15 protein-coding genes are annotated in these 21,622 nt (G+C 59.6%); 10 read left to right on the forward strand and 5 right to left on the reverse strand.

The features are described 5' to 3' along the window. Positions 1–43: 43 nt before the first annotated feature. The 4 genes from ACQ4V8_RS10645 (at position 44) to ACQ4V8_RS10660 (ending at position 5,803) form a co-directional block, all read left to right on the forward strand. Positions 44–1,357 carry a dicarboxylate/amino acid:cation symporter gene (locus ACQ4V8_RS10645; protein ID WP_010402038.1) on the forward strand — a complete coding sequence of 438 codons (1,314 nt, stop codon included), beginning with the start codon at positions 44–46 and terminating at the stop codon, positions 1,355–1,357. Positions 1,358–1,460: 103 nt separating this feature from the next. Next, positions 1,461–2,450, forward strand: a complete 990-nt coding sequence (locus tag ACQ4V8_RS10650; protein WP_010402039.1) for a porin — start codon at positions 1,461–1,463, stop codon at positions 2,448–2,450. A gap of 109 nt (positions 2,451–2,559) precedes the next feature. Continuing rightward, complete coding sequence (locus tag ACQ4V8_RS10655; protein WP_010402040.1) at positions 2,560–4,467, forward strand: sensor histidine kinase; 1,908 nt, start codon at positions 2,560–2,562, stop codon at positions 4,465–4,467. Beyond that, entirely contained in the window at positions 4,460–5,803 is a 1,344-nt protein-coding gene (locus tag ACQ4V8_RS10660) for a sigma-54-dependent transcriptional regulator (RefSeq protein WP_196856580.1), read from the forward strand. The genes ACQ4V8_RS10655 and ACQ4V8_RS10660 overlap by 8 nt, the downstream gene beginning before the upstream one ends. On the opposite strand, the gene ACQ4V8_RS10665 is transcribed toward ACQ4V8_RS10660, so the two are convergent. Then, entirely contained in the window at positions 5,758–6,042 is a 285-nt protein-coding gene (locus ACQ4V8_RS10665; protein ID WP_157998779.1) for a hypothetical protein, read from the reverse strand. The genes ACQ4V8_RS10660 and ACQ4V8_RS10665 overlap by 46 nt on opposite strands. Positions 6,043–6,243: 201 nt before the next feature. On the opposite strand from ACQ4V8_RS10665, the gene ACQ4V8_RS10670 reads away from it, so the two are divergent. Next, on the forward strand, positions 6,244–7,092 hold the full coding sequence (locus ACQ4V8_RS10670) for a porin family protein (RefSeq protein ID WP_010402046.1): 849 nt from the start codon (positions 6,244–6,246) through the stop codon (positions 7,090–7,092). Between the two features lie 6 nt (positions 7,093–7,098). Here ACQ4V8_RS10670 and ACQ4V8_RS10675 read toward each other — a convergent pair whose 3' ends face one another. Further along, the gene (locus tag ACQ4V8_RS10675) at positions 7,099–7,440 is read right to left on the reverse strand and encodes a hypothetical protein (protein WP_436571433.1); all 342 of its coding nucleotides are present in this window, start codon (positions 7,438–7,440) and stop codon (positions 7,099–7,101) included. Between the two features lie 419 nt (positions 7,441–7,859). On the opposite strand from ACQ4V8_RS10675, the gene ACQ4V8_RS10680 reads away from it, so the two are divergent. Next, positions 7,860–8,771 (forward strand): ABC transporter ATP-binding protein, encoded by a 912-nt coding sequence (locus tag ACQ4V8_RS10680; protein WP_436571434.1) that lies wholly within the window; start codon positions 7,860–7,862, stop codon positions 8,769–8,771. Positions 8,772–8,780: 9 nt separating this feature from the next. After that, positions 8,781–12,362 (forward strand): ABC transporter permease/M1 family aminopeptidase, encoded by a 3,582-nt coding sequence (locus tag ACQ4V8_RS10685; RefSeq protein ID WP_436571435.1) that lies wholly within the window; start codon positions 8,781–8,783, stop codon positions 12,360–12,362. A 370-nt stretch (positions 12,363–12,732) separates the two neighbouring features. Here ACQ4V8_RS10685 and ssb read toward each other — a convergent pair whose 3' ends face one another. Beyond that, positions 12,733–13,242: a single-stranded DNA-binding protein gene (ssb, locus tag ACQ4V8_RS10690; protein ID WP_010402050.1), complete on the reverse strand. Its 510-nt coding sequence runs from the start codon at positions 13,240–13,242 to the stop codon at positions 12,733–12,735. Positions 13,243–13,623: 381 nt separating this feature from the next. Between ssb and uvrA the strand changes: the two genes are divergently transcribed. Continuing rightward, the gene (gene uvrA, locus ACQ4V8_RS10695; protein ID WP_436571436.1) at positions 13,624–16,473 is read left to right on the forward strand and encodes an excinuclease ABC subunit UvrA; all 2,850 of its coding nucleotides are present in this window, start codon (positions 13,624–13,626) and stop codon (positions 16,471–16,473) included. A 142-nt stretch (positions 16,474–16,615) separates the two neighbouring features. Here uvrA and ACQ4V8_RS10700 read toward each other — a convergent pair whose 3' ends face one another. Then, a complete protein-coding gene (locus tag ACQ4V8_RS10700) occupies positions 16,616–18,487 on the reverse strand; it encodes a phosphoenolpyruvate carboxykinase (GTP) (RefSeq protein WP_010402052.1) in 1,872 nt (623 codons plus the stop codon). Positions 18,488–18,815: 328 nt separating this feature from the next. Here ACQ4V8_RS10700 and ACQ4V8_RS10705 point away from each other — a divergent pair, with 328 nt between their 5' ends. After that, on the forward strand, positions 18,816–19,829 hold the full coding sequence (locus ACQ4V8_RS10705; RefSeq protein WP_436571437.1) for a D-2-hydroxyacid dehydrogenase family protein: 1,014 nt from the start codon (positions 18,816–18,818) through the stop codon (positions 19,827–19,829). Here the strand turns inward: ACQ4V8_RS10705 and ACQ4V8_RS10710 are convergent. Further along, positions 19,817–20,590 carry an L-asparaginase gene (locus ACQ4V8_RS10710; protein ID WP_436571438.1) on the reverse strand — a complete coding sequence of 258 codons (774 nt, stop codon included), beginning with the start codon at positions 20,588–20,590 and terminating at the stop codon, positions 19,817–19,819. The genes ACQ4V8_RS10705 and ACQ4V8_RS10710 overlap by 13 nt on opposite strands. Positions 20,591–20,752: 162 nt before the next feature. On the opposite strand from ACQ4V8_RS10710, the gene ACQ4V8_RS10715 reads away from it, so the two are divergent. Continuing rightward, positions 20,753–21,238, forward strand: coding sequence for an asparaginase domain-containing protein (locus tag ACQ4V8_RS10715; RefSeq protein WP_010402055.1), 486 nt, complete (start codon positions 20,753–20,755; stop codon positions 21,236–21,238). The last annotated feature ends 384 nt before the right edge of the window (positions 21,239–21,622 follow it).

Below are 21,622 nucleotides of genomic sequence, written 5' to 3' on the forward strand. Positions count from 1 at the left end.
ATCAATAATCCGCTCACAGCGGCGCTTCACCGGAGGAGTCCACATGAAAAAGAAACGGCCATTAACCCTGTACATCCTGATTGCCATGATCCTCGGCATTGCCGTCGGTTATGGATGCAATACTGCCTTCCCCGACGCCAAGCTCAGCGCTCAGATCGCTGGCAATATTTCCATCGTCACCGATGTCTTCTTGCGCCTGATCAAGATGATCATTGCGCTGCTGGTATTTTCCACCCTGACAGTCGGTATCGCCCACATGGGCGACGGCAAGACAGCGGGCCGCATCGGCTTGAAAGCCATGTGCTGGTTCGTCGTTGCCTCGCTCGTTTCGCTGGCGTTGGGCATGGTACTGTCGAACATAATGCAGCTGGGTACCAACCTGGGCTTGCCATTGCCTGACGTACACGCTTCGACCAATTTGAAAACGGCGGCCTTCACTTTGAAAGATTTCTTCACGCACCTGGTGCCGAAGTCGCCGATCGAAGCCATGGCCAACAATGAAATCTTGCAGGTGCTGGTGTTCTCGATCTTCTTCGGCGGCGCACTGGCCGGCCTGGGCGAATCGGGCAAGACGCTGACGGCCGTTGTCGATCAGCTGGCACAAGTCATGCTGCGCATCACCGGCACCATCATGAACCTGGCCCCACTGGCCGTGTTCGCCGCCATGGCCTCCGTCATCACCACCCACGGCCTGGGCGTACTGGTCACGTTTGCCAAGTTCATGGGCGGCTTCTACCTGGGCTTGCTGTGCCTGTGGATCTTGCTGATCGGTGCCGGCTTCATCGTCATCGGCCCGCGCGTCTTCAAGCTCGTCGGCCTGATCCGCGAACCATTCCTGCTGGCATTCTCGACGGCCAGCTCGGAAGCGGCTTATCCAAAATTGCTGACGGCGCTCGATCAGTTCGGCGTGGACCGTAAGATTTCCAGTTTTGTGTTGCCTATGGGCTACTCCTTCAATCTCGATGGCTCGATGATGTACTGCACCTTTGCCGTCCTGTTCATTGCGCAAGCCTACGGTATCGACCTGTCGGTCGGCACGCAAATCACCATGCTGCTGCTGCTGATGCTGACCTCGAAAGGCATGGCAGGCGTGCCGCGCGCCTCACTGGTGGTAATTGCCGCTACCCTGAACCAGTTCAATATTCCGGAAGCGGGCCTGCTGCTGCTGATGGGTGTCGACCAATTCCTCGACATGGGTCGCTCGGCCACCAACGCGGTCGGCAATGCCGTCGCCACGGCCGTCGTCGCCAAGTGGGAAGGTGGCCTGGCCACCGAAGAAGAAGCAGCTGCGGCCAACGCCGCCAACCAGAACACGGAAAGCCATTGGGGCGAAGCTGACCACGCTAGCAAAGCCTGATAGCGCCATGGCCCGCCACAAGCGGGCCATTGTTGTCCATGTTGAGTAACAAGCAGTCAGATAGTGCGATCAGTAGTCATTCCAACTTACGAGAGAGATTTTCATGAAAAAAATCCTGTTTACCCTGCTGGCCCTTGGCGCAGCTTCCGGCGGTGCCCTGGCGCAATCGAGCGTCACCATCTACGGCGTGGCCGATGCGGGCCTGGTGTTCGACAAGGACGCGGCCGGCGATCGCGTGAACCGCGTCGCCTCGGGCGTGGCCTCCGGTTCGCGCATCGGCTTCAAAGGCAAGGAAGACCTGGGTGGCGGCCTGGCAGCCACCTTCGTGCTGGAAAGCGGTTTCAATATCGATACCGGTACCTCGGGCCAGGGCGGCCGGCTGTTCGGCCGCCAAGCCTACGTCGGCCTGACCGGCAGCGCCGGCGCCGTCACGCTGGGCCGCCAGTATTCTCCGTACTACCTGGCCCTGCGCGACGTGGCCGATCCGTTTGTCATCGGCCTCGCTGGCACGGCGTCGAACATTATGGCGACGAATTACCGCGTCGATAACATGCTGCAATACAGCACGCCGACCTGGAACAAGCTGTCGGGCGAACTGGCGTATGGCTTTGGCGAAGTCCCCGGCGACAATGCAAAAAACCGCAGCATGGGCGGTGCCATGCACTACATCGACGGCCCGCTGAACGTGACCCTGACACACCACCGCGCGGAAGATTTGCAGGCCAAGCAAAAGCGCAACACCCTGCTGGCCACGCGCTATGACTTTGGCGTGCTGCAAGGTAACTTCGGCTATGCCGACAACCGCGCCATCGACAGCAGCAAGAGCAACGACATCCTCGTTGGCTTCAGCGCCCCGTTCGGCGCCACCAAACTGGTCGCGTCGTACATCCGTCACAACGACAAGAGCAAGGCTAACCGTGACGCCCAGCAGTGGGCCATCGGCGCGTTCTACGCCCTGTCCAAGCGCAGCGACCTGTACACCGGTTACGGTCACATCAGCAACAAGAACGGCGCCACCTTCGTCGTCGGCAATGCCACCGACGATGGCACCGGCACCAGCGGCTTTAACCTGGGCATGCGTCATACTTTCTAATCGCGGCTAGTGACAGCGCAGGCCGCCGGATGCATATCCGGCGGCTTTTTTATTTCCGCAATTACTTAAATGCGATACTGTGGGTTCTTGCAAGTTGGCAACTGATTTTATGCATAGCAGTAATAAACCCTCCCTTTCCTGGCGCCAGCGCCTGTCGCAACGCTCGGCCCGCGAAACGCTGGCCTGGGGCGTGGTGCTGGCCGCCTGCCTGGCCACCGTCTGGCTCGTGTATTTCTGGACCGAACGTATCGCCATCGACAAGCTGCAAGCGAGCGGCGCGCAGCGCCTCGAGGTGTACGTCAGCAGCCTGGAAAATGCGCTGGAAAAATACGACTTCCTGCCCAAGACCCTGGAACTGAACCGCGACGTCATCCGCTTGCTGCAGCACCCGGAAGACCCGGCGCTGGTCGATACGGTCAACCATTATCTGGAGCAGATGAATGCCCAGGCGAAATCATCGACGATTTTCATCAGCAACCTCGACGGTAACACGCGGGCCGCCAGCAACTGGCAGCAAGACGACAGCTTTATCGGCGACAATATTTCCTTCCGTCCCTACGCCCAGGATGCCCTGCGCGGCACGCCGGGCCGCTTCTACGGCGTGGGTACGACACGGCTGGAGCCCGGCTACTTCTTTGCCCACGGCATCTACCAGAATGGACGCATGCTGGGCCTGGCAACGGTGAAGGTGAACCTGGAAACCCTGGAAAAACGCTGGGTGCAAGGTGCCGACAAGGTGATGCTGGCCGATGAGCACGGCGTGATCTTCCTCAGCTCCATGGCGGACTGGAAGTACAAAACCTTGGCGCCGCTGTCACCCGCCGTCGTCGAAGAGCTCAAGCGCACGCGCCAGTATTACTCGAAGCAGCTGGCAGCCATCCCCTTCGTTTCCGACCGCCAGCTGGGCAATGGGGCGCGCGTGATCAGCGTGCGCGAACAGGAACACGCCGATAAGCCAACGAAGACCAGTTCGAGCGTGATGACGCAGATCAAGCTCAAGTCCCCGCAAGGCTGGACCTTCATCTATTTGTCCGACCTGGCGCAGGCCAAGGCCAGCGCGCGCGCGGCGGCAGCTTTCTCCTGCGTGCTACTGGGCTTTTTCATGCTGCTGTTCTTTTACCTGCGCCAGCGCCGCGCAGCCGTGACGCAAAAATTGCGTGCCCGCGAAGACCTGCAGCATGCCTATGACAACCTGGAAGCCATGGTCGAAGAACGCACAGCAGAACTGCATGCCATGACGCAAAGCCTGAGCCAAGAAATCGAGGTGCGCAGCAAGGCTGAGCAGAAACTCCACATCACCCAAAATGAACTGTTTCAGGCTGGCAAGATGGCTGTGCTGGGCCAGATGTCAGCCAGCATCACGCATGAATTGAACCAGCCGCTGACGGCGCTGCGTACCATGTCTGACAATGCCGTCATCCTGCTCGAACGGGGTCGGCTCGACGATGCGCGGCGCAATCTGGCGAAGATTTCGCAAATTGCAGCCAGGATGGGAACCATTACAGGTCAATTGAAGATTTTTGCGCGCAAGTCGACCACCAGCCTGACGTCCGTCTCGATTCCCACGGCAATCAGCAACGCCCTGTTTCTGGTCGAACGGCGGCTGCAGGTTGAAAATGTACGTTTCACCCTGCACCTGCCGCCGGAAGACATTTTCGCCATGTGCGAAAGCAACCGCCTGGAACAGGTGCTGGTGAACCTGTACGCCAATGCGCTCGACGCCATGAACGGCAGCGACGTGCGCAGCCTGCGCGTGTGCGTCGAATGCACGCCGGAGCGCGTCCTGATCCATGTAGCCGATACGGGGCCGGGCCTGTCGACGGAAGTGTACGAGCACCTGTTCGAACCGTTCTTCACGACAAAACCGCAAGGATTGGGACTCGGTCTGGGTCTGGCCATTTCGGACCAAATCACGCGCCAGTTCGGCGGCCTGCTGCGCGCCGAAAACGCCCCCGGCGGCGGCGCCGTCTTCACCATCGAACTACAGATTGCAACGCAGGAGGAAAAACATGTTTGACGGCTTGAAGGTATTGCTGGTCGAAGACGACCCCACCGTACGCGAAGGCAGCGAACAGGCCCTGCAGCTGGCCGGCCTGGACGTGCTGGCATTCCACTCGGCCGAGCTGGCGTATAAACTGCTGACGCCGGATTTCCCCGGCATCGTGGTCAGCGACGTGCGCCTGCCCGGCATGAGCGGCCTGGAATTGCTGCAAGCGATCAAGACGCTCGATGCCAACCTACCCGTGATCCTCGTTACCGGCCACGGCGACATCACCATGGCCGTACACGCCATGCGCACGGGCGCCTACGATTTCATCGAAAAACCCTACTCATCCGAGCAACTGGTCGACGTCATCCTGCGCGCGCTGGAAACGCGGCGATTGACCCTGGAAGTGCATAAGCTGCGCCGCCAGCTCGAAGACGGCGGTGGCATCGAGGCGCGCTTACTGGGTAATTCGATGGCGATGCGCGACATACGGCGCCTGATACTCGACGTAGCAAACGAACCGGCCGACGTGCTGATCTATGGCGATACGGGCACAGGCAAGGAAATGGTGGCCCGCTGCCTGCACGACTTCAGCCACCGCCGCAAGCACAACTTCGTCGCCGTCAACTGCGGCGCGATTCCTGAGAGCATTTTTGAAAGCGAGGTCTTCGGCCACGAGCCGGGCGCGTTCACGGGCGCGGCCAAGCGCCAAGTGGGCAAGATCGAGCACGCAGACCAGGGCACTTTTTTCCTCGACGAAATCGAAAGCCTACCCCTGTCGCTGCAAGTGAAATTGCTGCGCGTGCTGCAGGAACGCTATATCGAACGGCTCGGCTCCAACGTGCCCACGCCCGTCGATGTGCGCGTCATCGCAGCGGCCAAGCTGGATCTAGAAGACCTGTCGCAGCAGCAGAAATTCCGCAGCGACCTGTACTACCGCCTGAATCTGATCGTGCTGCATCTGCCGCCTTTGCGCGAACGGCGCGAAGACATTCCGATCCTGTTCGAGCACTTCGTGCTGGCCGCGGCCGCCCGCTACAACCGCGCCGCGCCCGTGGTCTCCAGCGCACAAATGCGCAACCTGATGGCCCATTCCTGGCCCGGCAATGTGCGCGAACTGCGCAACATCGCCGACCGCTTCGTGCTGGGCATCGCCGGCGGCGCCTCGAGCCTGTTGGCAGGCGGCCAGGCCAGTCCCTTGTCGCTGGCGGAACAGGTCAACGGCTTCGAACGCGCACTGATCGAGCAGGAACTGCGCACTTATTCAGGCAACGTCAGCGAAGTGAGCGCAGTGCTCGGCTTGCCGAAACAAACCTTGTATCACAAGATGCAAAAGTACAACTTGGTGGCCGAAGAGTTCAGGTAAGCACGCCGATACGGCCAGTGCGCATAGCCTTGCTCATCGTCGTAGGCTTGCAAGCCCACGCGCTGCCCGAGTTGACGATCAGCCGCCGATCGGCCAGGCGTCGCCGGCGCGGCATGTGCGTGTGGCCGTACAGGATCAATGCCGCGTTCGGCCACCGCATCCGGCGTGGCCGCGCGGCTGCCTTGCGGCGTGGCGCTGTCGAGAAAATGCACGAGGTCGCTTTTTGGGGTGTCATGCACGAGCAGCACAGCGTGGCGCAGACGCAAGCTGGCAAGGCTTAAATAGCAGCTGTGACGCGTGGTAGGACAAATCCGACGGCAACTTGCGCCGTGCGGCTACGTAATTCACATGTCAGCATTGCTACCATTTCCTCATTGCATTACATCCATAGGCCGCACCAGCGTCGCGGCCCAGCCATCATCTTTTCGAGGAGTAGTCCTATGTTTGTTGCGTCCGTCCCCGCCCGCCTGTCACGCCCCCGTTTTCAGCATCTCGCCTTGCGCAGCACCATGCTGCTGGGCATGCTGGGCATGGCCATGGCGAGCGCCACGGCGCGGGCCGAGCCTTCGCCGGCGCTAGACCGTGTCAGTCTCTCGGTGGGGGCGTTTTACGCCGACCCGCGCATCAATATCGGCGCCGACACACAGTTCGGCCGCATCGACGCGCCCGAATCGAAGTCCAGCCCTACCACCATCCCGCGCATCAAGGCAGACTTGCTGATCGGCGACCGCCATGGCCTGGCGTTCGACTACTACCGCTACGACAAATCCTACACGCCTAGCCTGACGGGCGCGACCATCATCAATGGTCAGCCCGTCACAGGCACGGCCACGGCACATACCGATTTACAGCTGGACCTGGCCAAGCTGGCCTATCAATGGTGGCTAGGTAGCGGCAACGACAGCTTCGGCATCGGCCTGGGCGCCGCCTACTACCACGCCAGCCTGAACGGCACGGCCACCGGCGTCGTCAATGGCGCAACAGCCACGGCGAGCGATTCCATCGGCGAGCACGCGTTCGCGCCGCTGCTGGAAGTGGGCTGGCGCCACGCCTTCACGCCGGACTTGCGCATGTATGCGGAAGTGTCGGGCATCAAGAAAAATGGCGGGCGCATCAACGGCCACATCTACGGTGGCAATATCGGCGTGGAATGGTTTCCGTTCAAGAACATCGGTTTCGTGGCCGATTACGGCATCTCGAAAATCAAGCTGCACCGCGACAGCGAACGCGATGCCGACCTGGACATTCGCCTGGCGGGACCGTCGGCGTATGTGAAAGTACGCTTCTAAACCAACTCAGGCCGCCGGTTTCAGCAGGTAGCGCTGAAACTGCGGCAAGGCAGGCTCATCGTGGGTCTCGATCCTGGCAAACGGCAGGCGCGCAAACGCCTGCTGCCAGAAGGCACACGCATGCGCATCGGCGCGAAACATCGCCACCAGCCACGTCTGCGCGCTGCCCAGCAGCACCCTGCGCACCACTTCCAGCGCCACGCCCCGGCGTCGGTGTTTCTTCAGAACAAAAAAGTCGCTGAATTCCTGCACGGCCAGTCCGCCCGCCATGCCAGGCTCGGTGAGGAAAAAGCCCGCCAGTTCGCCATCGACCTTGATCCAGCTGGCAGTGTGGCCCGCTGCATGCACAGACGACGCCAGCCCCGCATCGCACACGTCATAACGACCATCAGCCAGCCGCGCCTCACCGCTTCAGGCGTGTCATAACAGTAGAGTTAAACAGCGGCGCCAATGCCGCCTCCTCGCCTGCGGCAATGGTGCACAAGGCGATGATCTTGTGTATGGCATCCATAAAAACCGTTTGTCAGCGTTACGTCGAGCCGGTAGGCGATCTTATCACCGTCACTCATCCCCAACTGGGGCATTTCATGCCCGTCTTTCCGCCTCCGGTCGCAAAAAGATTACTTTTTTCCAATTGCTTATATATTATTTCCTTTAAATAACATCCGCCATCGCGGTTGACAGAAAACAAGGGCGATCGCCTTCCACAGACCGGCAGACGGATATCTGCCGGCTTTTTTAGACCCAAGCTCTGGAGAGTGCTGCACATGCTATCGATCAAACAGTTGAACAAAACGTATGCAAATGGCGTCAAGGCCATCAACGATGTCAGCCTGGAAATTCCCAACGGAATGTTCGGCTTGCTGGGACCGAATGGCGCAGGAAAGTCTTCGCTGATGCGTACCATTGCCACATTGCAAGATCCCGACAGCGGCAGCATCCATTTCGATGGCCTCGACGTGCTCAAGGACAAGGCTGGCTTGCGCCGCCAACTCGGCTATCTGCCACAGGATTTCGGCGTGTATCCGAAGGTCAGCGCGGAAACCTTGCTCAACCACTTTGCCGTCTTGAAAGGGCTGACGGAAAAGGGCCCGCGCAAGGAAGCCGTAGAAGCCTTGCTGCAACAAACCAATCTGTGGGAAGCGCGCAAGCGCAACCTGGGCACGTATTCGGGCGGCATGCGCCAGCGCTTCGGCATCGCCCAGGCCCTGCTGGGCGCGCCGCGCCTGGTGATCGTCGATGAGCCCACGGCGGGCCTGGACCCGGACGAACGCAACCGCTTCCTGAACCTGCTGGCGAAGATCGGCGAGCAAGTGGTAGTGATCCTGTCGACGCACATCGTCGACGACGTGACAGACCTGTGCCCGCGCATGGCCATGATCGTCAAGGGGCAGGTGCTGGTGCAGGGCGAGCCGCAGGCGGCCATAGCCACCTTGCACGGCAAGGTCTGGCGCCGCAGCGTCACGACGCAAGAACTGGCGCACTACCAACAAACCTTGAACGTGCTGTCGACGCGCCTGGTGGGCGGCAAGCCGCAAATCAATGTGTTTGCCGACAGCCAGCCCGACAGCGGCTTCGTACAGATCGCCGCCGACCTGGAAGACGTGTACTTCCTGCACGTGCGCAACGCTGCCCGCCCCGATGCCGCCGCGCCGGCCGCAGTCGCAGTCGCCGCATAAGGGGCCGCCATGTGGAAGGAATTTTTCAAGTTTGACCTCGGCTATCAGCTGAAACAGCCACTGCTGTGGGTGTTTGCCGTCATCCTGGCCCTGATGGCCTTTGGCGCCACCACCAGCGACTCGGTGCAGATCGGCGGCGCCATCGGCAACATCAACCGCAACGCCCCCACCGTGGTGGCGAAGATGCTAGGCATCTTCAGCCTGCTGGCGATGCTGCTCGTCACCGTCTTCATCGCCGGCGCCGTGCTGCGCGATAGCGAAGTCGGCATGGCCGACATGCTGTTCGCCACGCCCATGCGCAAGTGGGACTACCTGTTCGGCCGCTTCGCCGCCGGCTTTGCCGCCTGCCTGGTGATCTTCATCGCCATTGCCCTGGCCACCATGCTCGGTCCCATCATGCCCTGGGTCGATGCGCAGCGCGTGGGCGCCTTCTCGCTGCACACCTACGCCTGGAGCTTTGCCGTCATCGTCATCCCGAACCTGCTCTTCATCGGCGCCCTGCTGATGCTGCTGGCCGCTACCACGCGCTCGATGATGCTTGTGTATGTGGGCGTGCTGGGCTTTTTCGTGCTGTGGGCCATGGCCGGCGTGTTTACGCGCGACATCAACAATGAATGGTATGCCGTCCTGCTCGACCCGTTCGGCGTGCGCGCCTTCGGCCGCATGACGCGCTACTTCACTGCCGCCGAGTCGAATGCCAGCCTGCCGCCCCTATCTGGCTACCTGCTGGCCAACCGCGCCCTATGGCTGGGCATCACCGTCGTGCTGTTTGCCGCCACCGTGCTCCTCTTCAAGCCGCAGCGCACGGGCACTGGCAAGCGCCTGTTCGGCAAGCACAAGGCACAGGCGGGCGCGCCAGCCGTCGCCGCGCCGCTGCACCTGCCGCGCAGCATCCCCACGTTTACCGCGGCGACAGCCTGGCGCCAGTGGTGGCAAATCCTGCGCTTCGACGCAGCGGGCGTCTTCAAGAGCCTGCCCTTCCTCGTCATGCTGCTATTCGGCGTCCTCAACCTGGTCGCCGGCTCCAGCGTGGCCAAGAACATGTATGGCACGGCCGTGTATCCGATGACGCACCTGATGTTGCAAAGTATTAGCGACAGCTTCAGCTTCCTGTTGATCATCATCGTCACCTTCTATGCGGGCGAACTGATCTTCAAGGAGCGCCAAGTGAAGATCGCCGACGTCAGCGATGCCATGCCCGTGCCCAGTTGGGTGCCCCTGCTGGCCAAATGCACGGCCTTGGTCGGCGTCATCGCCGGCTACCTGCTGGCAGGCGTCATCACGGCCATTGGCTTCCAGCTCGTCAAGGGCGGCGCCCCCGTGGAACTGGGCCTGTATCTGCAAGGCACCTTGCTCGCTGCCCTCTTCTTTGTGCTGATGGGCTTGTGCGCGCTTAGCCTGCAAGTGTTGTCGAATAACAAGTTCATCGGCTATTTGCTGGTGATCTTGCTGATGGTGGCGCAAGCCGTACTGAGCATGCTGCACCTGGAACACAATCTGTACGCCTTCGGCGGCATGCCGGCCATCAAGTATTCGGACATGAATGGCTACGGCCACTTCCTGACGGGCTGGGCCTGGTTCGCGCTGTACTGGAGCCTGTTTACCGTCGCGCTGGTGATGCTGGCGCAGGCGTTCTGGGTGCGCGGCCTGTGCGCCGACTGGCGCGCGCGCGTACGCCTTGCGCGGCAACGCCTGAACGGCCGCGCCGGCGCCGCGCTGGCCACAGTCATGCTGTGCTGGGCAGGCACCGGTGGCTGGATCTTCTACAACACGAATGTGCTAAACCAGTACGTGCCATCGAACATCAGCATGGACAGGCAGGCCAGCTACGAGAAATTGTACAAACAATACAAGGACTTGCCGCAGCCAAAAATTACCGATGTCCAGGCCGATGTGGATATATATCCTGAACAACGTAAAGTGTTGATCAAGGGCCACTACGTGCTGCAAAACAAGACAGCACAGCCGCTCGACACCCTGCGCATCCAGCGCAACCCGGATCTGGAAACGCACTGGTTGAACTTGCCTGAGCATAAGGTGATGCTGGACGACAAGGAACTCGGTTTCAGTATCCTCAAGCTGGCCCAGCCCCTGGCGCCGGCTGCCACCCTGCCGCTAGACTTCACGGTGGAGCTCACGCACCAGGGTTTCACCAACGACGGCGCGCCGGACCAGGTCAACCTGAACGGCAGCTTCTTCAACAACCATGCCTTCTTTCCCCACTTCGGCTATGCGCAGGACATGGAATTGACGAACCGCAATGAGCGGCGCAAGCGGGGCCTGGGCGAACCGCAGCGCATGGCCAAGCTGGAAGATGCGTCCGCGTATGGCAATACGGTGCTGGGAGGCGATGCCGACTGGGTCCATTTCGACACCACCGTCTCGACCAGCGGCGAGCAGATAGCGCTGGCGCCTGGCTACCTGCAGGCAAGCTGGGAAAAAGATGGCCGCCGCTATTATCGCTACAAGATGGACCAGCCGATGCTGCCCTTCTTTGCCTACCTGTCGGCGCGCTGGGAAGTCAAAAAAGGCGCGTGGCAGGGCTTGCCGATCGAAATTTATTTCGATAAAAAGCATGGCTACAACACGGATCGCATGATTACCTCCGTGCAAAAGTCGCTCGACTACTACAGCACCCAGTTCACGCCCTACCAGCACAAGCAGGTGCGCATCCTGGAGTTCCCCGGCTACCAGAGCTTCGCGCAATCGTTCGCCAACACGATTCCCTACTCGGAAGGCATCGGTTTCATCGCCGACCTGCGCGACAAGGACGATATCGACTATGTGTTCTACGTCACGGCGCATGAAATGGCGCACCAGTGGTGGGGCCACCAGGTGATCGGCGCCAACGTGCAGGGCGCCAGCATGCTGATGGAATCGCTGTCGCAGTACTCGGCGCTGATGGTGATGGAAAAGGAATACGGCCGCAATAAAATGCGCCGCTTCCTGCGCTATGAACTGGACCGCTACCTTAGCGGGCGCGGCGGCGAAGCCATCGAGGAACAGCCGCTGGCGCGCGTGGAGGGACAGCAATACATCCACTACAACAAGGGCAGCCTGGTGTTTTACCGCCTGCGTGACGACATCGGCGAAGAAGCGCTGAACCGTGCCCTGAAACGCTATCTGCAAGACAAGGGCTACCAGCAGGCACCCTTCACCACCGCGCGCGAACTGCTGGCCTACATCCGCGCCGAAGCACCGCAGGACAAGCAGGCGCTGATCACGGACCTGTTCGAGAAAATCGTCTTTTACGATAACCGTGTCACGCAAGCGAGCGCCGTGAAACGCCCCGATGGCCAGTGGGATGTCACCATGCAGCTGCATCTGGCCAAGCTGGAGTCCGACGGCAAGGGCAAGGAAAGCCCACGCGCTTATGACGAGCCGGTGGAAATCGCCATCTTCGCGCGCCCGGCGGATGGCAAGGAAAAGGATGAAAAAGTCCTGTTCACGGACAAGCGCGTGTTGTCGGGCCGCGACCCGCTCATCACCATCACGGTCAAGGACAAACCGTTTGAAGTGGGCGTCGATCCGTATAACAAGATGATCGATCGCGTCTCGCGCGATAACCGCAAGGAAGTCAGTTTCAATTAAGGCTTTAATGCAAGCTTGAGCCAACGCAAACCGGTCGCGCATTCGATGAGTGCGCGACCGTTTTTTTGTGCAATCAAGCCGAGGCATACTGGTCATGCCCGCTGCCGTACAAGCGCATGGCAGCAGTTGGCATAAGATCGACGGCACGGCCATCGCCTGGTTTTTATCCACGTTGATCGCGACATTGCATATGCTGCCTCGTCACCTGCCCATCCGCGCCAGACTGCTGCTGATGGGCCTGGTATTCATGACACCCGCATGTAGCACCTATTCTATGCGTAAGGAGAACGTCGCCAAAAAAAAGCCTGCTTCACTGAAGAAGCAGGCTTTTTATGAGCAGTGTCTGACAGAAAGCATCAGGACGGTCTACTTAGAACGGAATATCGTCATCCATGTCCGAGAAGTTCGGCGCTGGCTTCGGTGCCGGGCGTGGCGCCGGTGCCGGGGCTGGACGTGGGGCAGGCGCCTGGCGTGGGGCAGGCGCGTCGTAGCCGCCACCACCGCCATAGCTCTCATCGCCACCACCGGCGTCGCCGCCCATGCCGGAGCGGCCGCCCAGCATTTGCATCTGTTCCGCGATGATGTCGGTTGCGTACTTCTCGACGCCATCCTTATCCGTGTACTTACGGGTTTGCAGACGGCCTTCGACGTAGACGGACGAGCCTTTTTTCAGGTATTGCCCGACGATTTCCGCCAGGCGGCCAAAGAATGAGATACGGTGCCACTCTGTCAATTCTTTTTGTTCGCCCGTGTTGCGGTCCTTCGATTTGTACGAAGTGGCCACGGCGATGTTGGCGATCGCGTCGCCGCTAGGCATGTAGCGGATTTCCGGGTCACGGCCCAGATTGCCGACGATGATGACTTTGTTGACTGATGCCATGAATAACTCCTGATGAACTGCAGCGGGAGCCGGTGTCCCGCGCGGTAGTTTAGTGTACTAAACGAGGATTATAAGCGACCACGCGGTGCAAAGCACCCGCTTTCTAATGGACGCCAGCTACCATGCGGCGGCACGTTTTTTTCACGGCAAGGGAAAACAAGGAACTTGAATACTGGTATTATATACAGTGTTTAAACGTCGGTATGTATCTGCATCAAACTTTGTCGGGGCACGTTCGTCTGGCCACGCAATCCGCCTACGGGCGCCTCAGGCATGCAGAGCAAAACCCGGCTATAGTAACAAGTTGACCCATTGTGGCTCTTCATCCGCACCCAGGCACAATGCGCCGGCCGCACCACTTACTGAAAGCAAGGCAATCACATGGAACAGATCCGCATTCGCGGCGCTCGCACGCATAACCTCAAGAATATCAATCTCGATTTGCCGCGCAATAAGCTGATCGTGATTACCGGCTTGTCCGGCTCCGGCAAGTCTTCGCTGGCCTTCGATACCCTGTACGCGGAAGGTCAACGCCGCTATGTCGAGTCGCTGTCAGCCTACGCGCGGCAGTTCCTGCAATTGATGGAAAAGCCCGATGTCGACCTGATCGAGGGCCTATCGCCGGCCATCTCCATCGAACAGAAGGCAACATCGCACAACCCACGCTCAACGGTGGGCACGGTGACGGAAATCCACGATTACTTGCGCCTGCTTTACGCGCGCGTGGGCACGCCTTACTGCCCCGACCATCCGGAAAACGCGCTGGCCGCCCAGTCGGTGTCGCAAATGGTCGATGCCGTGCTGGCCATGCCGGAAGACACCAAGCTGATGATACTCGCGCCCGTGGTCGCCAACCGCAAGGGCGAACACGTGGACTTGTTTGAGCAAATGCAGGCGCAAGGCTTCGTGCGCTTTCGCGTGCAGAGCGGCACGCATGCGGCCAAGATCTATGAAGTCGATGATCTGCCGAAATTAAAGAAGACGGAAAAACACACGATCGACGTCGTCATCGACCGCGTCAAGGTGAACCAGGAAATCAAGCAGCGCCTGGCGGAAAGTTTCGAGACAGCGCTGCGCCTGGCCGACGGCCGCGCCATTGCCTACGAAATGGATACCGCGCAGGAACACGTATATTCGAATAAATTCGCCTGCAATGTGTGTGGCTATTCCCTGCAGGAACTGGAACCGCGTTTGTTCTCGTTCAACAACCCGATGGGTGCCTGCCCCGAGTGCGACGGCCTGGGACACATTGAATTCTTTGACCCGAAACGCATCGTCGCGTTCCCGAACCTGTCGCTGGCGTCAGGCGCCGTCAAGGGCTGGGACCGCCGCAACCAGTTTTATTTCCAGATGCTGTCGAACCTGGCCGCGTATTACGAATTCGACCTGGACATGCCGTTCGAGCAACTGGCATTGAATGCCCAGCAAGCCGTGTTGTACGGTTCCGGCAAGCAAGTGATTCCGTTCACCTATGTCAACGAACGGGGCCGCACCGTCGTCAAGGAACACACGTTCGAAGGCGTGGTCAACAATCTGCAGCGTCGCTACCGCGAGACCGATTCGATGGCCGTGAAGGAAGAACTGGCCAAGTTTATCAATGAAAAATGCTGCCCCTCATGCGATGGCGCGCGCCTGCGCGTGGAAGCGCGCTTCGTCAAGGTCGGCACTGGCAAGCAGCAGCGCGCCATTTATGAAGTAGCGGGAAAACCGCTGCGCGAAACCCTGGAGTTCTTTGAAACGCTGACACTGACGGGCGCAAAAAAAGAAATCGCCGACCGCGTGGTAAAAGAAATCATTTCGCGCCTGAAATTTCTCAACAATGTGGGCCTCGATTACCTGTCGCTGGACCGCAGTGCCGACACGCTGTCCGGTGGCGAAGCGCAGCGCATCCGCCTGGCATCGCAAATCGGCTCCGGTTTGACGGGCGTCATGTATGTGCTCGATGAACCGTCGATCGGCTTGCATCAGCGCGATAATGACCGCCTGATCGAAACGCTCAAACATTTGCGCGACATCGGCAACAGCGTGCTCGTGGTCGAGCATGATGAAGACGCCATCCGCACGGCCGACTACATCGTCGATATGGGTATAGGCGCTGGCGTGCACGGCGGCGAAATCATCGCTGAAGGCACGCTGCAAGACATTCTCAAAAACAAGAAATCGCTGACGGCGCAATACCTGAATGGCAAGCTGAAAATCGCTGTACCGTCCAAGCGCCATGCCAGCAATCCGGAAAAGCAGCTGCTCATTACTGGCGCGACGGGCAACAATCTGAAGAAGGTGTCGCTGAGCTTGCCGGTAGGCTTGATGACCTGCGTCACGGGTGTGTCCGGCTCGGGCAAATCGTCGCTGGTCAACGATACTTTATACCCGGCCCTGTCGCGCCATTTGTACGGTTCGCAGACGGAGCCGGCACCGCACGAATCGATCAGCGGCCTGGAACATTTCGACAAGGTCATTTCCGTCGATCAAGCGCCGATCGGGCGCACGCCACGCTCCAATCCGGCAACCTACACGGGCTTGTTTACGCCGATTCGCGATCTGTTCTCTACCGTGCCGACGGCCAAGGAACGCGGTTACAGCGCTGGACGCTTCTCGTTCAACGTGAAGGGCGGCCGCTGCGAAGCATGCCAGGGTGATGGCGTGATCAAGGTCGAGATGCACTTCTTGCCCGACGTCTACGTGCCGTGCGACGTCTGCCACGGCAAGCGCTACAACCGCGAAACGCTGGAAGTGCAATACAAGGGCAAGAACATCACACAAGTGCTGGACATGACGGTGGAAGAAGCGCATGAATTCTTCAAGCCCGTACCCTTGATCGCGCGCAAGCTGCAAACCCTGCTCGACGTGGGCCTCGGTTACATCAAGCTGGGGCAGAGCGCCACCACCTTGTCGGGCGGCGAAGCGCAGCGCGTGAAACTGTCGCTGGAACTGTCCAAGCGCGATACGGGCCGCACCCTATACATTCTCGATGAACCGACGACAGGCTTGCACTTCCACGACATCGACTTGCTGATGAAAGTCATCCACCGCCTGCGCGACCAGGGCAACACCCTCGTCATCATCGAGCACAATCTGGACGTCATCAAGACGGCCGACTGGATCGTCGACCTGGGCCCTGAAGGCGGTGCCGGTGGCGGCCAGATCATCGCCACGGGCACGCCGGAAGAAGTGGCCCTGAACCCGGCCAGCGTGACGGGTAAATACCTGGGGCCGCTGCTGAAGCAGTAACGGCGGCAGCGCAATAAAAAACGGCGCGGATTGCTGATGCAATCCGCGCCGTTTCTCTTTTTGCTAGCACCCCAGTCATTGCCGGCGTGTCATTTGTCGCACGCCAGTCTTTGCCGGCGTGTTTCTCCCCCACTACTAAACTTTATGCACTCAGCCGCTTTTCCAGCGCAGCCTTGTTATCTGCCAATTCTTGCGGCAGATGATACGCGAGTTTTTCAAACAACTGTGTATGCAATGTCAATTCTTCCACCCACGCAGCCTTGTCGATCGAAGTGATGGTGTCGAACTGTTCTTGCGTGAACGGCAAGCCATCCCAGTTCAGGTCGCCATACTGCGGCGTCGTGCCGAACAGGTTTTCCACACCGCCTGCCTTGCCTTCGATGCGTTCCAGCATCCATTTCAGCACGCGCATATTATCGCCAAAGCCAGGCCAGACGAACTTGCCGGCCTCGTCGGTGCGGAACCAGTTGACGCAGTAAATCTTCGGCAGGGCAGCGGGGTTGACTTTACCCACTTTGACGCCCATGTCCAGCCAGTGCTGGAAATAATCGCTCATGTTATAGCCGATAAATGGCAACATGGCAAATGGATCGCGGCGCACGACACCCATCTGGCCCACGGCGGCAGCCGTCGTTTCGGAACCCATGGTGGCGGCCATGTAGACGCCTTCGACCCAGTTGCGCGCTTCCGTCACCAGCGGCACGGTGGTGGAGCGGCGGCCGCCGAAGATGAAGGCCGAAATCGGCACACCGGCCGGATCGTCCCAGGCAGCGTCGATCACCGGGTTTTGCGTAGCGGCAACAGTGAAGCGCGCATTCGGGTGCGCCGCCTTGGTGCCGGACGCTGGCGTCCAGTCCTTGCCCTGCCAGTCGATCAAATGGCTTGGTGCCTCTTTCGTCAAACCTTCCCACCAGACATCACCATCGTCCGTCAGCGCTACGTTGGTGAAGATGGTGTTGTCGCGCATGGAGGCCATGCAGTTGTAATTGGTTTTTTCGTTGGTGCCCGGCGCCACGCCAAAATAACCGGCTTCCGGGTTGATCGCGTATAGGCGGCCATCGGCGCCCGGCTTGATCCAGGCGATATCGTCGCCGATGGTGGTCACTTTCCAACCGTTAAAACTTGCCGGCGGGATCAGCATGGCAAAGTTGGTCTTGCCGCAAGCCGAGGGGAATGCTGCCGCGACGTAATGCTTCTTGCCTTCCGGCGATTCCACGCCGAGGATCAGCATATGTTCGGCCAGCCAGCCCGGGTTGTCGTCGGACGCTTGCGCTTCCTGGTAACCCATGTTCGAGGCGATGCGCAGAGCGAAACATTTCTTACCCAGCAAGGCGTTGCCGCCGTAGCCCGAACCGAAGGACCAGATTTCGCGCGTTTCCGGGAAATGCACGATGTATTTGGTGCTGTTGCACGGCCATTTCACGTCTTGCTGGCCGGCAGCGAGCGGCGCGCCCACGCTGTGTACGCACGGCACGAATGCGCCATCGGTGCCCAACACGTCGTACACGGCACGGCCCATGCGGGTCATGATCTTCATGTTCACGGCGACATACGGCGAATCGGACAGTTCCACGCCGATGTGCGCGATCGGCGAACCCAGCGGGCCCATCGAGAATGGCACGACGTACATGGTACGGCCACGCATGCAGCCATCGAACAGGCCGTTCAAGGTCTGGCGCATCTCGCCAGGCTCGGTCCAGTTATTCGTCGGGCCGGCCGCTTCTTTCGTTGCCGAGCAGATATACGTGCGGTCTTCGACGCGGGCCACGTCGCTCGGGTCGGAGCAGGCCAGGTAGGAATTCGGGCGCTTTTCCGCATTCAGTTTTTTCATGGTGCCGCTGGCAACCATATCAGAGCACAGGCGCTCGTACTCTTCCTGAGAACCATCGCACCAATAGATGCGCTCCGGCTTGGTCAGTGCGGCAATGTCGGCCACCCAGTTGATCAGTTTCTGTTGTTTAATATAAGCTGGGACGTTGAGTGCGGCGACGCCACTCATGACGGGCTGATTCATATTACCTCCAATACCAATAAAAGAAATTCTGGTCATTCCGGCAAGACAGGCAGCATCATTGAGAGGTGGCTGCGGCTCACTGCGGGCGGCGTCTTCACGCAGGCAGGGCTCTGGTGTCGTTTACCTGGATCATGCATTCAGGCTGCGGGAATAGTTTGCGCTATAACTATACTCAGGAAGCGTCAAAAGTGCCGGCGATTGTACACCCGAGTCACAGCTATTTTCGCAAAAATGTAGGAAAATAGTCCGACTAATGTAGTAGGCTATTCAGCATTTCCCGTATCCTGTTATTTCCCTACCAAATCCTTACCTAAATCGGCCATCCACCATGAAAATTGCCATACTCGATGATTACCAGGATGCCGTGCGCGGCCTCGATTGTTTCCGATTGCTCGATGGCCACGAGGTCAAAGTATTTAGCAATACGGCGCGGGGCCTGGGCCAGCTGGCGATCCGCCTGGCGCCGTTCGACGCGCTGGTACTGATCCGCGAACGCAGCAGTGTCAACCGCGCCTTGCTGTCGAAGCTGCCGAATCTGAAACTGATTTCGCAAACGGGCAAGGTCAGCGGACACATCGACGTGGCGGCCGCCAGCGAACTGGGTATTGCCATCGCGGAAGGCATGGGCTCGCCCACGGCGCCGGCCGAACTGACGTGGGCGCTGATCATGGCGGCGCAGCGCAAGATCGTGCCGTACGCGCAACATTTACAGGAAGGGCTGTGGCAAACGTCGTCGCTGGAACCCGCGCGCAATACGCTGGGGACGGTACTCAAGGGGCGCACCCTGGCAATCTGGGGCTACGGCAAGATCGGTCAATTGATCGCAGGCTATGGCCGCGCCTTTGGCATGAGCATCCTCGTGTGGGGCAGCGAAGCGAGCCGCGCGGCGGCCGTGGCCGCTGGCGATACGGCCGCGACCTCACGCGCAGCCTTCTTTGAGCAAGCCGACGTCTTGACCTTGCACTTGCGGCTGTCCGACACGACGCGGGGCTTGGTCACGGCCGAAGACCTGGCGCGCATGAAACCGACTTCCCTGTTCGTCAACACCAGCCGCGCCGAACTGGTGGCTGAAGGGGCGCTGGAAGCGGCGTTGCCGCTGGGTCGCCCGGGCGCTGCGGCGCTGGACGTGTTTACGGACGAGCCGCTGCCGCCAAGCTCGCCCTTGCTGCGGCTGCCGAACGTGCTGGCCACGCCACACCTGGGCTACGTCGAGCGTGACAGTTATGAACTGTATTTCCGCTACGCCTTGCAAAACATCGTCGATTTTACGCAAGGTCAATGCACGCGCCTGCTCAATCCCGAGGTGTTGCAACACGCGCGACAGGGGTGTCAGGAGCGCTGAAAACCCTTGATGAGGTCTGGCTCGCCGGTGATGCGAATAGCGGGTGCCGGCAACACGTGCCTGCCGCGCCACAGGCCGGACCAGCCGGGTGGCCAGGCGATGTCCGCGCCAGCATACGGCACCACGCCGGCGCGCACGGCGACCACCGGCACGGACGGCATGTCGGCCAAGGGCTCGCCTGGGGTGCGCTGCATGTCCAGGCTGTACATGTAACTGGGCAACAAGGCGTCGCAGACGCGGCCAAACCAGTCGGTATGGTCCTCGTCGCGCCCCAGCGCCTGCGCCAGTCCCTGCGGGTCGAAACGGGCCAGCGCGTCGATCAGCTCGCCTGTAGAGGCACCGGGCGTATCGCCCCAGCCCATCACAGGGTTGACGTTGTAATCGGCGCCCGAGCCATACCAGCCTTCGCGCCAGGGCCGCTGCATCCAGTCGCGCGGCCCCGTAAATATATGCCAGCGCCAATGCAGGCCCGACGGTTTCGGCCAGCAATACAGATACAGTTTTTGATATCCGGCCTGGTGCAACTCGCGCACCATGGCCATCAGGCGCGCGTGCGGCATGCGGTCGGGCGGCGCGCGGCGAAACAGGATCGCTTCGCCATCGGCAAACTGCACATCATCGGTTGACAGGTTCAGGTCCAGGGTCCGCGCTTCGCTGCCGAAACGGGCGGCAATCCAGCCCGTCAGCAGATTGACGGCCGTGATCACACCGTAACCGCGGTGGCGGTGAAAAATGACGGTGCCGGGAGCGAGCGCTTTCATACAGAGTCGTGGCGGTAGACAAACAAAGAAACCAGTGTACTCACAGATGGTCAAATTTTCCAGTTGCAATCTGCAACGGTCAGCAGTGCACCCGCCGTTCACGCAAGGCACACAATCCACGCTATCATGCGCGTCATTCTCCACTGACATCGTGACCACATCATGACCTTGCGCATACTCGCCACTGGCGGCACTTTCGACAAACACTACAACGAATTGAACGGTACCCTGGGCTTTTCCGACAGTCATTTGCCGGCAGCAATTGCCCGCGCGCGCATGACGGCACCCGTGGCACTGGAGCAACTGCCACTGCTGGACTCGCTCGACATGCAAGATGCGGACCGCCAGCGCGTACTGGCCTCGTGCCGCGCGGCACAGGAAAAAGCCATCGTTATTATCCACGGTACCGACACTATGCGCGAAACGGCGCAAGTGCTGGGCGCGGCGAACCTGCAGCAAACGGTGATTTTGACGGGCGCCATGATTCCCTACGAAATCGAGAACTCCGATGCCCTGTTCAATCTCGGCTTTGCCTGTGGCGTGGCGCAAACCCTGCCAGCAGGCGTGTACGTTGCCATGAACGGCCAGATCTTCGCCTGGGACAATGTGCAAAAGAACCGCGCCGCCGGCGTGTTCCAGCCCTTGTAAGCCGATGCCAGGCAGGATGCCAGCAGCAGACCGGCAAACGGTCTGCCCAGCACTGCGTCACAATTTGACAAAGCCCGTTTCTACGGGCTTTTTTTGCGTTCTTTTGCATTGCACAAATTCTGCAAAATATTAAATTTCGATGAATTATTGCAGGCAAAACATTGAATTGCCAATATATTAATTTTATGTTGTAAAAAAACACCATTGATAATTTTAAAAAGTAGTCTTCTTATTAAATATAGAACTGCAATTTAACAATTAAAGTGAACATTCTTCTGTATCTCTAATTTATTGCCAAATCCGACACGGTTGATGTGCATTTTTTCTTGCTGAGACCACATAATGTTCGCCTCGACAAGCCATAAGTGCATTTATAACAATATT

Origin of the sequence: Janthinobacterium paucivorans (assembly GCF_051380805.1) — a bacterium.
GTDB classification, from domain to species: domain Bacteria; phylum Pseudomonadota; class Gammaproteobacteria; order Burkholderiales; family Burkholderiaceae_D; genus Janthinobacterium; species Janthinobacterium lividum_D.

Bases quoted from the DNA above. Each gene is read 5' to 3' on its own strand.
- ACQ4V8_RS10670 (WP_010402046.1), top strand. From the start codon at position 6,244: ATGTTTGTTGCGTCCGTCCCCGCCCGCCTGTCACGCCCCCGTTTTCAG.
- ACQ4V8_RS10685 (WP_436571435.1), top strand. From the start codon at position 8,781: ATGTGGAAGGAATTTTTCAAGTTTGACCTCGGCTATCAGCTGAAACAG.
- ACQ4V8_RS10645 (WP_010402038.1), top strand. From the start codon at position 44: ATGAAAAAGAAACGGCCATTAACCCTGTACATCCTGATTGCCATGATC.
- ssb (WP_010402050.1), bottom strand. From the start codon at position 13,242: ATGGCATCAGTCAACAAAGTCATCATCGTCGGCAATCTGGGCCGTGAC.
- uvrA (WP_436571436.1), top strand. From the start codon at position 13,624: ATGGAACAGATCCGCATTCGCGGCGCTCGCACGCATAACCTCAAGAAT.
- ACQ4V8_RS10715 (WP_010402055.1), top strand. From the start codon at position 20,753: ATGACCTTGCGCATACTCGCCACTGGCGGCACTTTCGACAAACACTAC.
- ACQ4V8_RS10655 (WP_010402040.1), top strand. From the start codon at position 2,560: ATGCATAGCAGTAATAAACCCTCCCTTTCCTGGCGCCAGCGCCTGTCG.
- ACQ4V8_RS10660 (WP_196856580.1), top strand. From the start codon at position 4,460: ATGTTTGACGGCTTGAAGGTATTGCTGGTCGAAGACGACCCCACCGTA.
- ACQ4V8_RS10705 (WP_436571437.1), top strand. From the start codon at position 18,816: ATGAAAATTGCCATACTCGATGATTACCAGGATGCCGTGCGCGGCCTC.
- ACQ4V8_RS10680 (WP_436571434.1), top strand. From the start codon at position 7,860: ATGCTATCGATCAAACAGTTGAACAAAACGTATGCAAATGGCGTCAAG.
- ACQ4V8_RS10650 (WP_010402039.1), top strand. From the start codon at position 1,461: ATGAAAAAAATCCTGTTTACCCTGCTGGCCCTTGGCGCAGCTTCCGGC.
- ACQ4V8_RS10710 (WP_436571438.1), bottom strand. From the start codon at position 20,590: ATGAAAGCGCTCGCTCCCGGCACCGTCATTTTTCACCGCCACCGCGGT.
- ACQ4V8_RS10700 (WP_010402052.1), bottom strand. From the start codon at position 18,487: ATGAATCAGCCCGTCATGAGTGGCGTCGCCGCACTCAACGTCCCAGCT.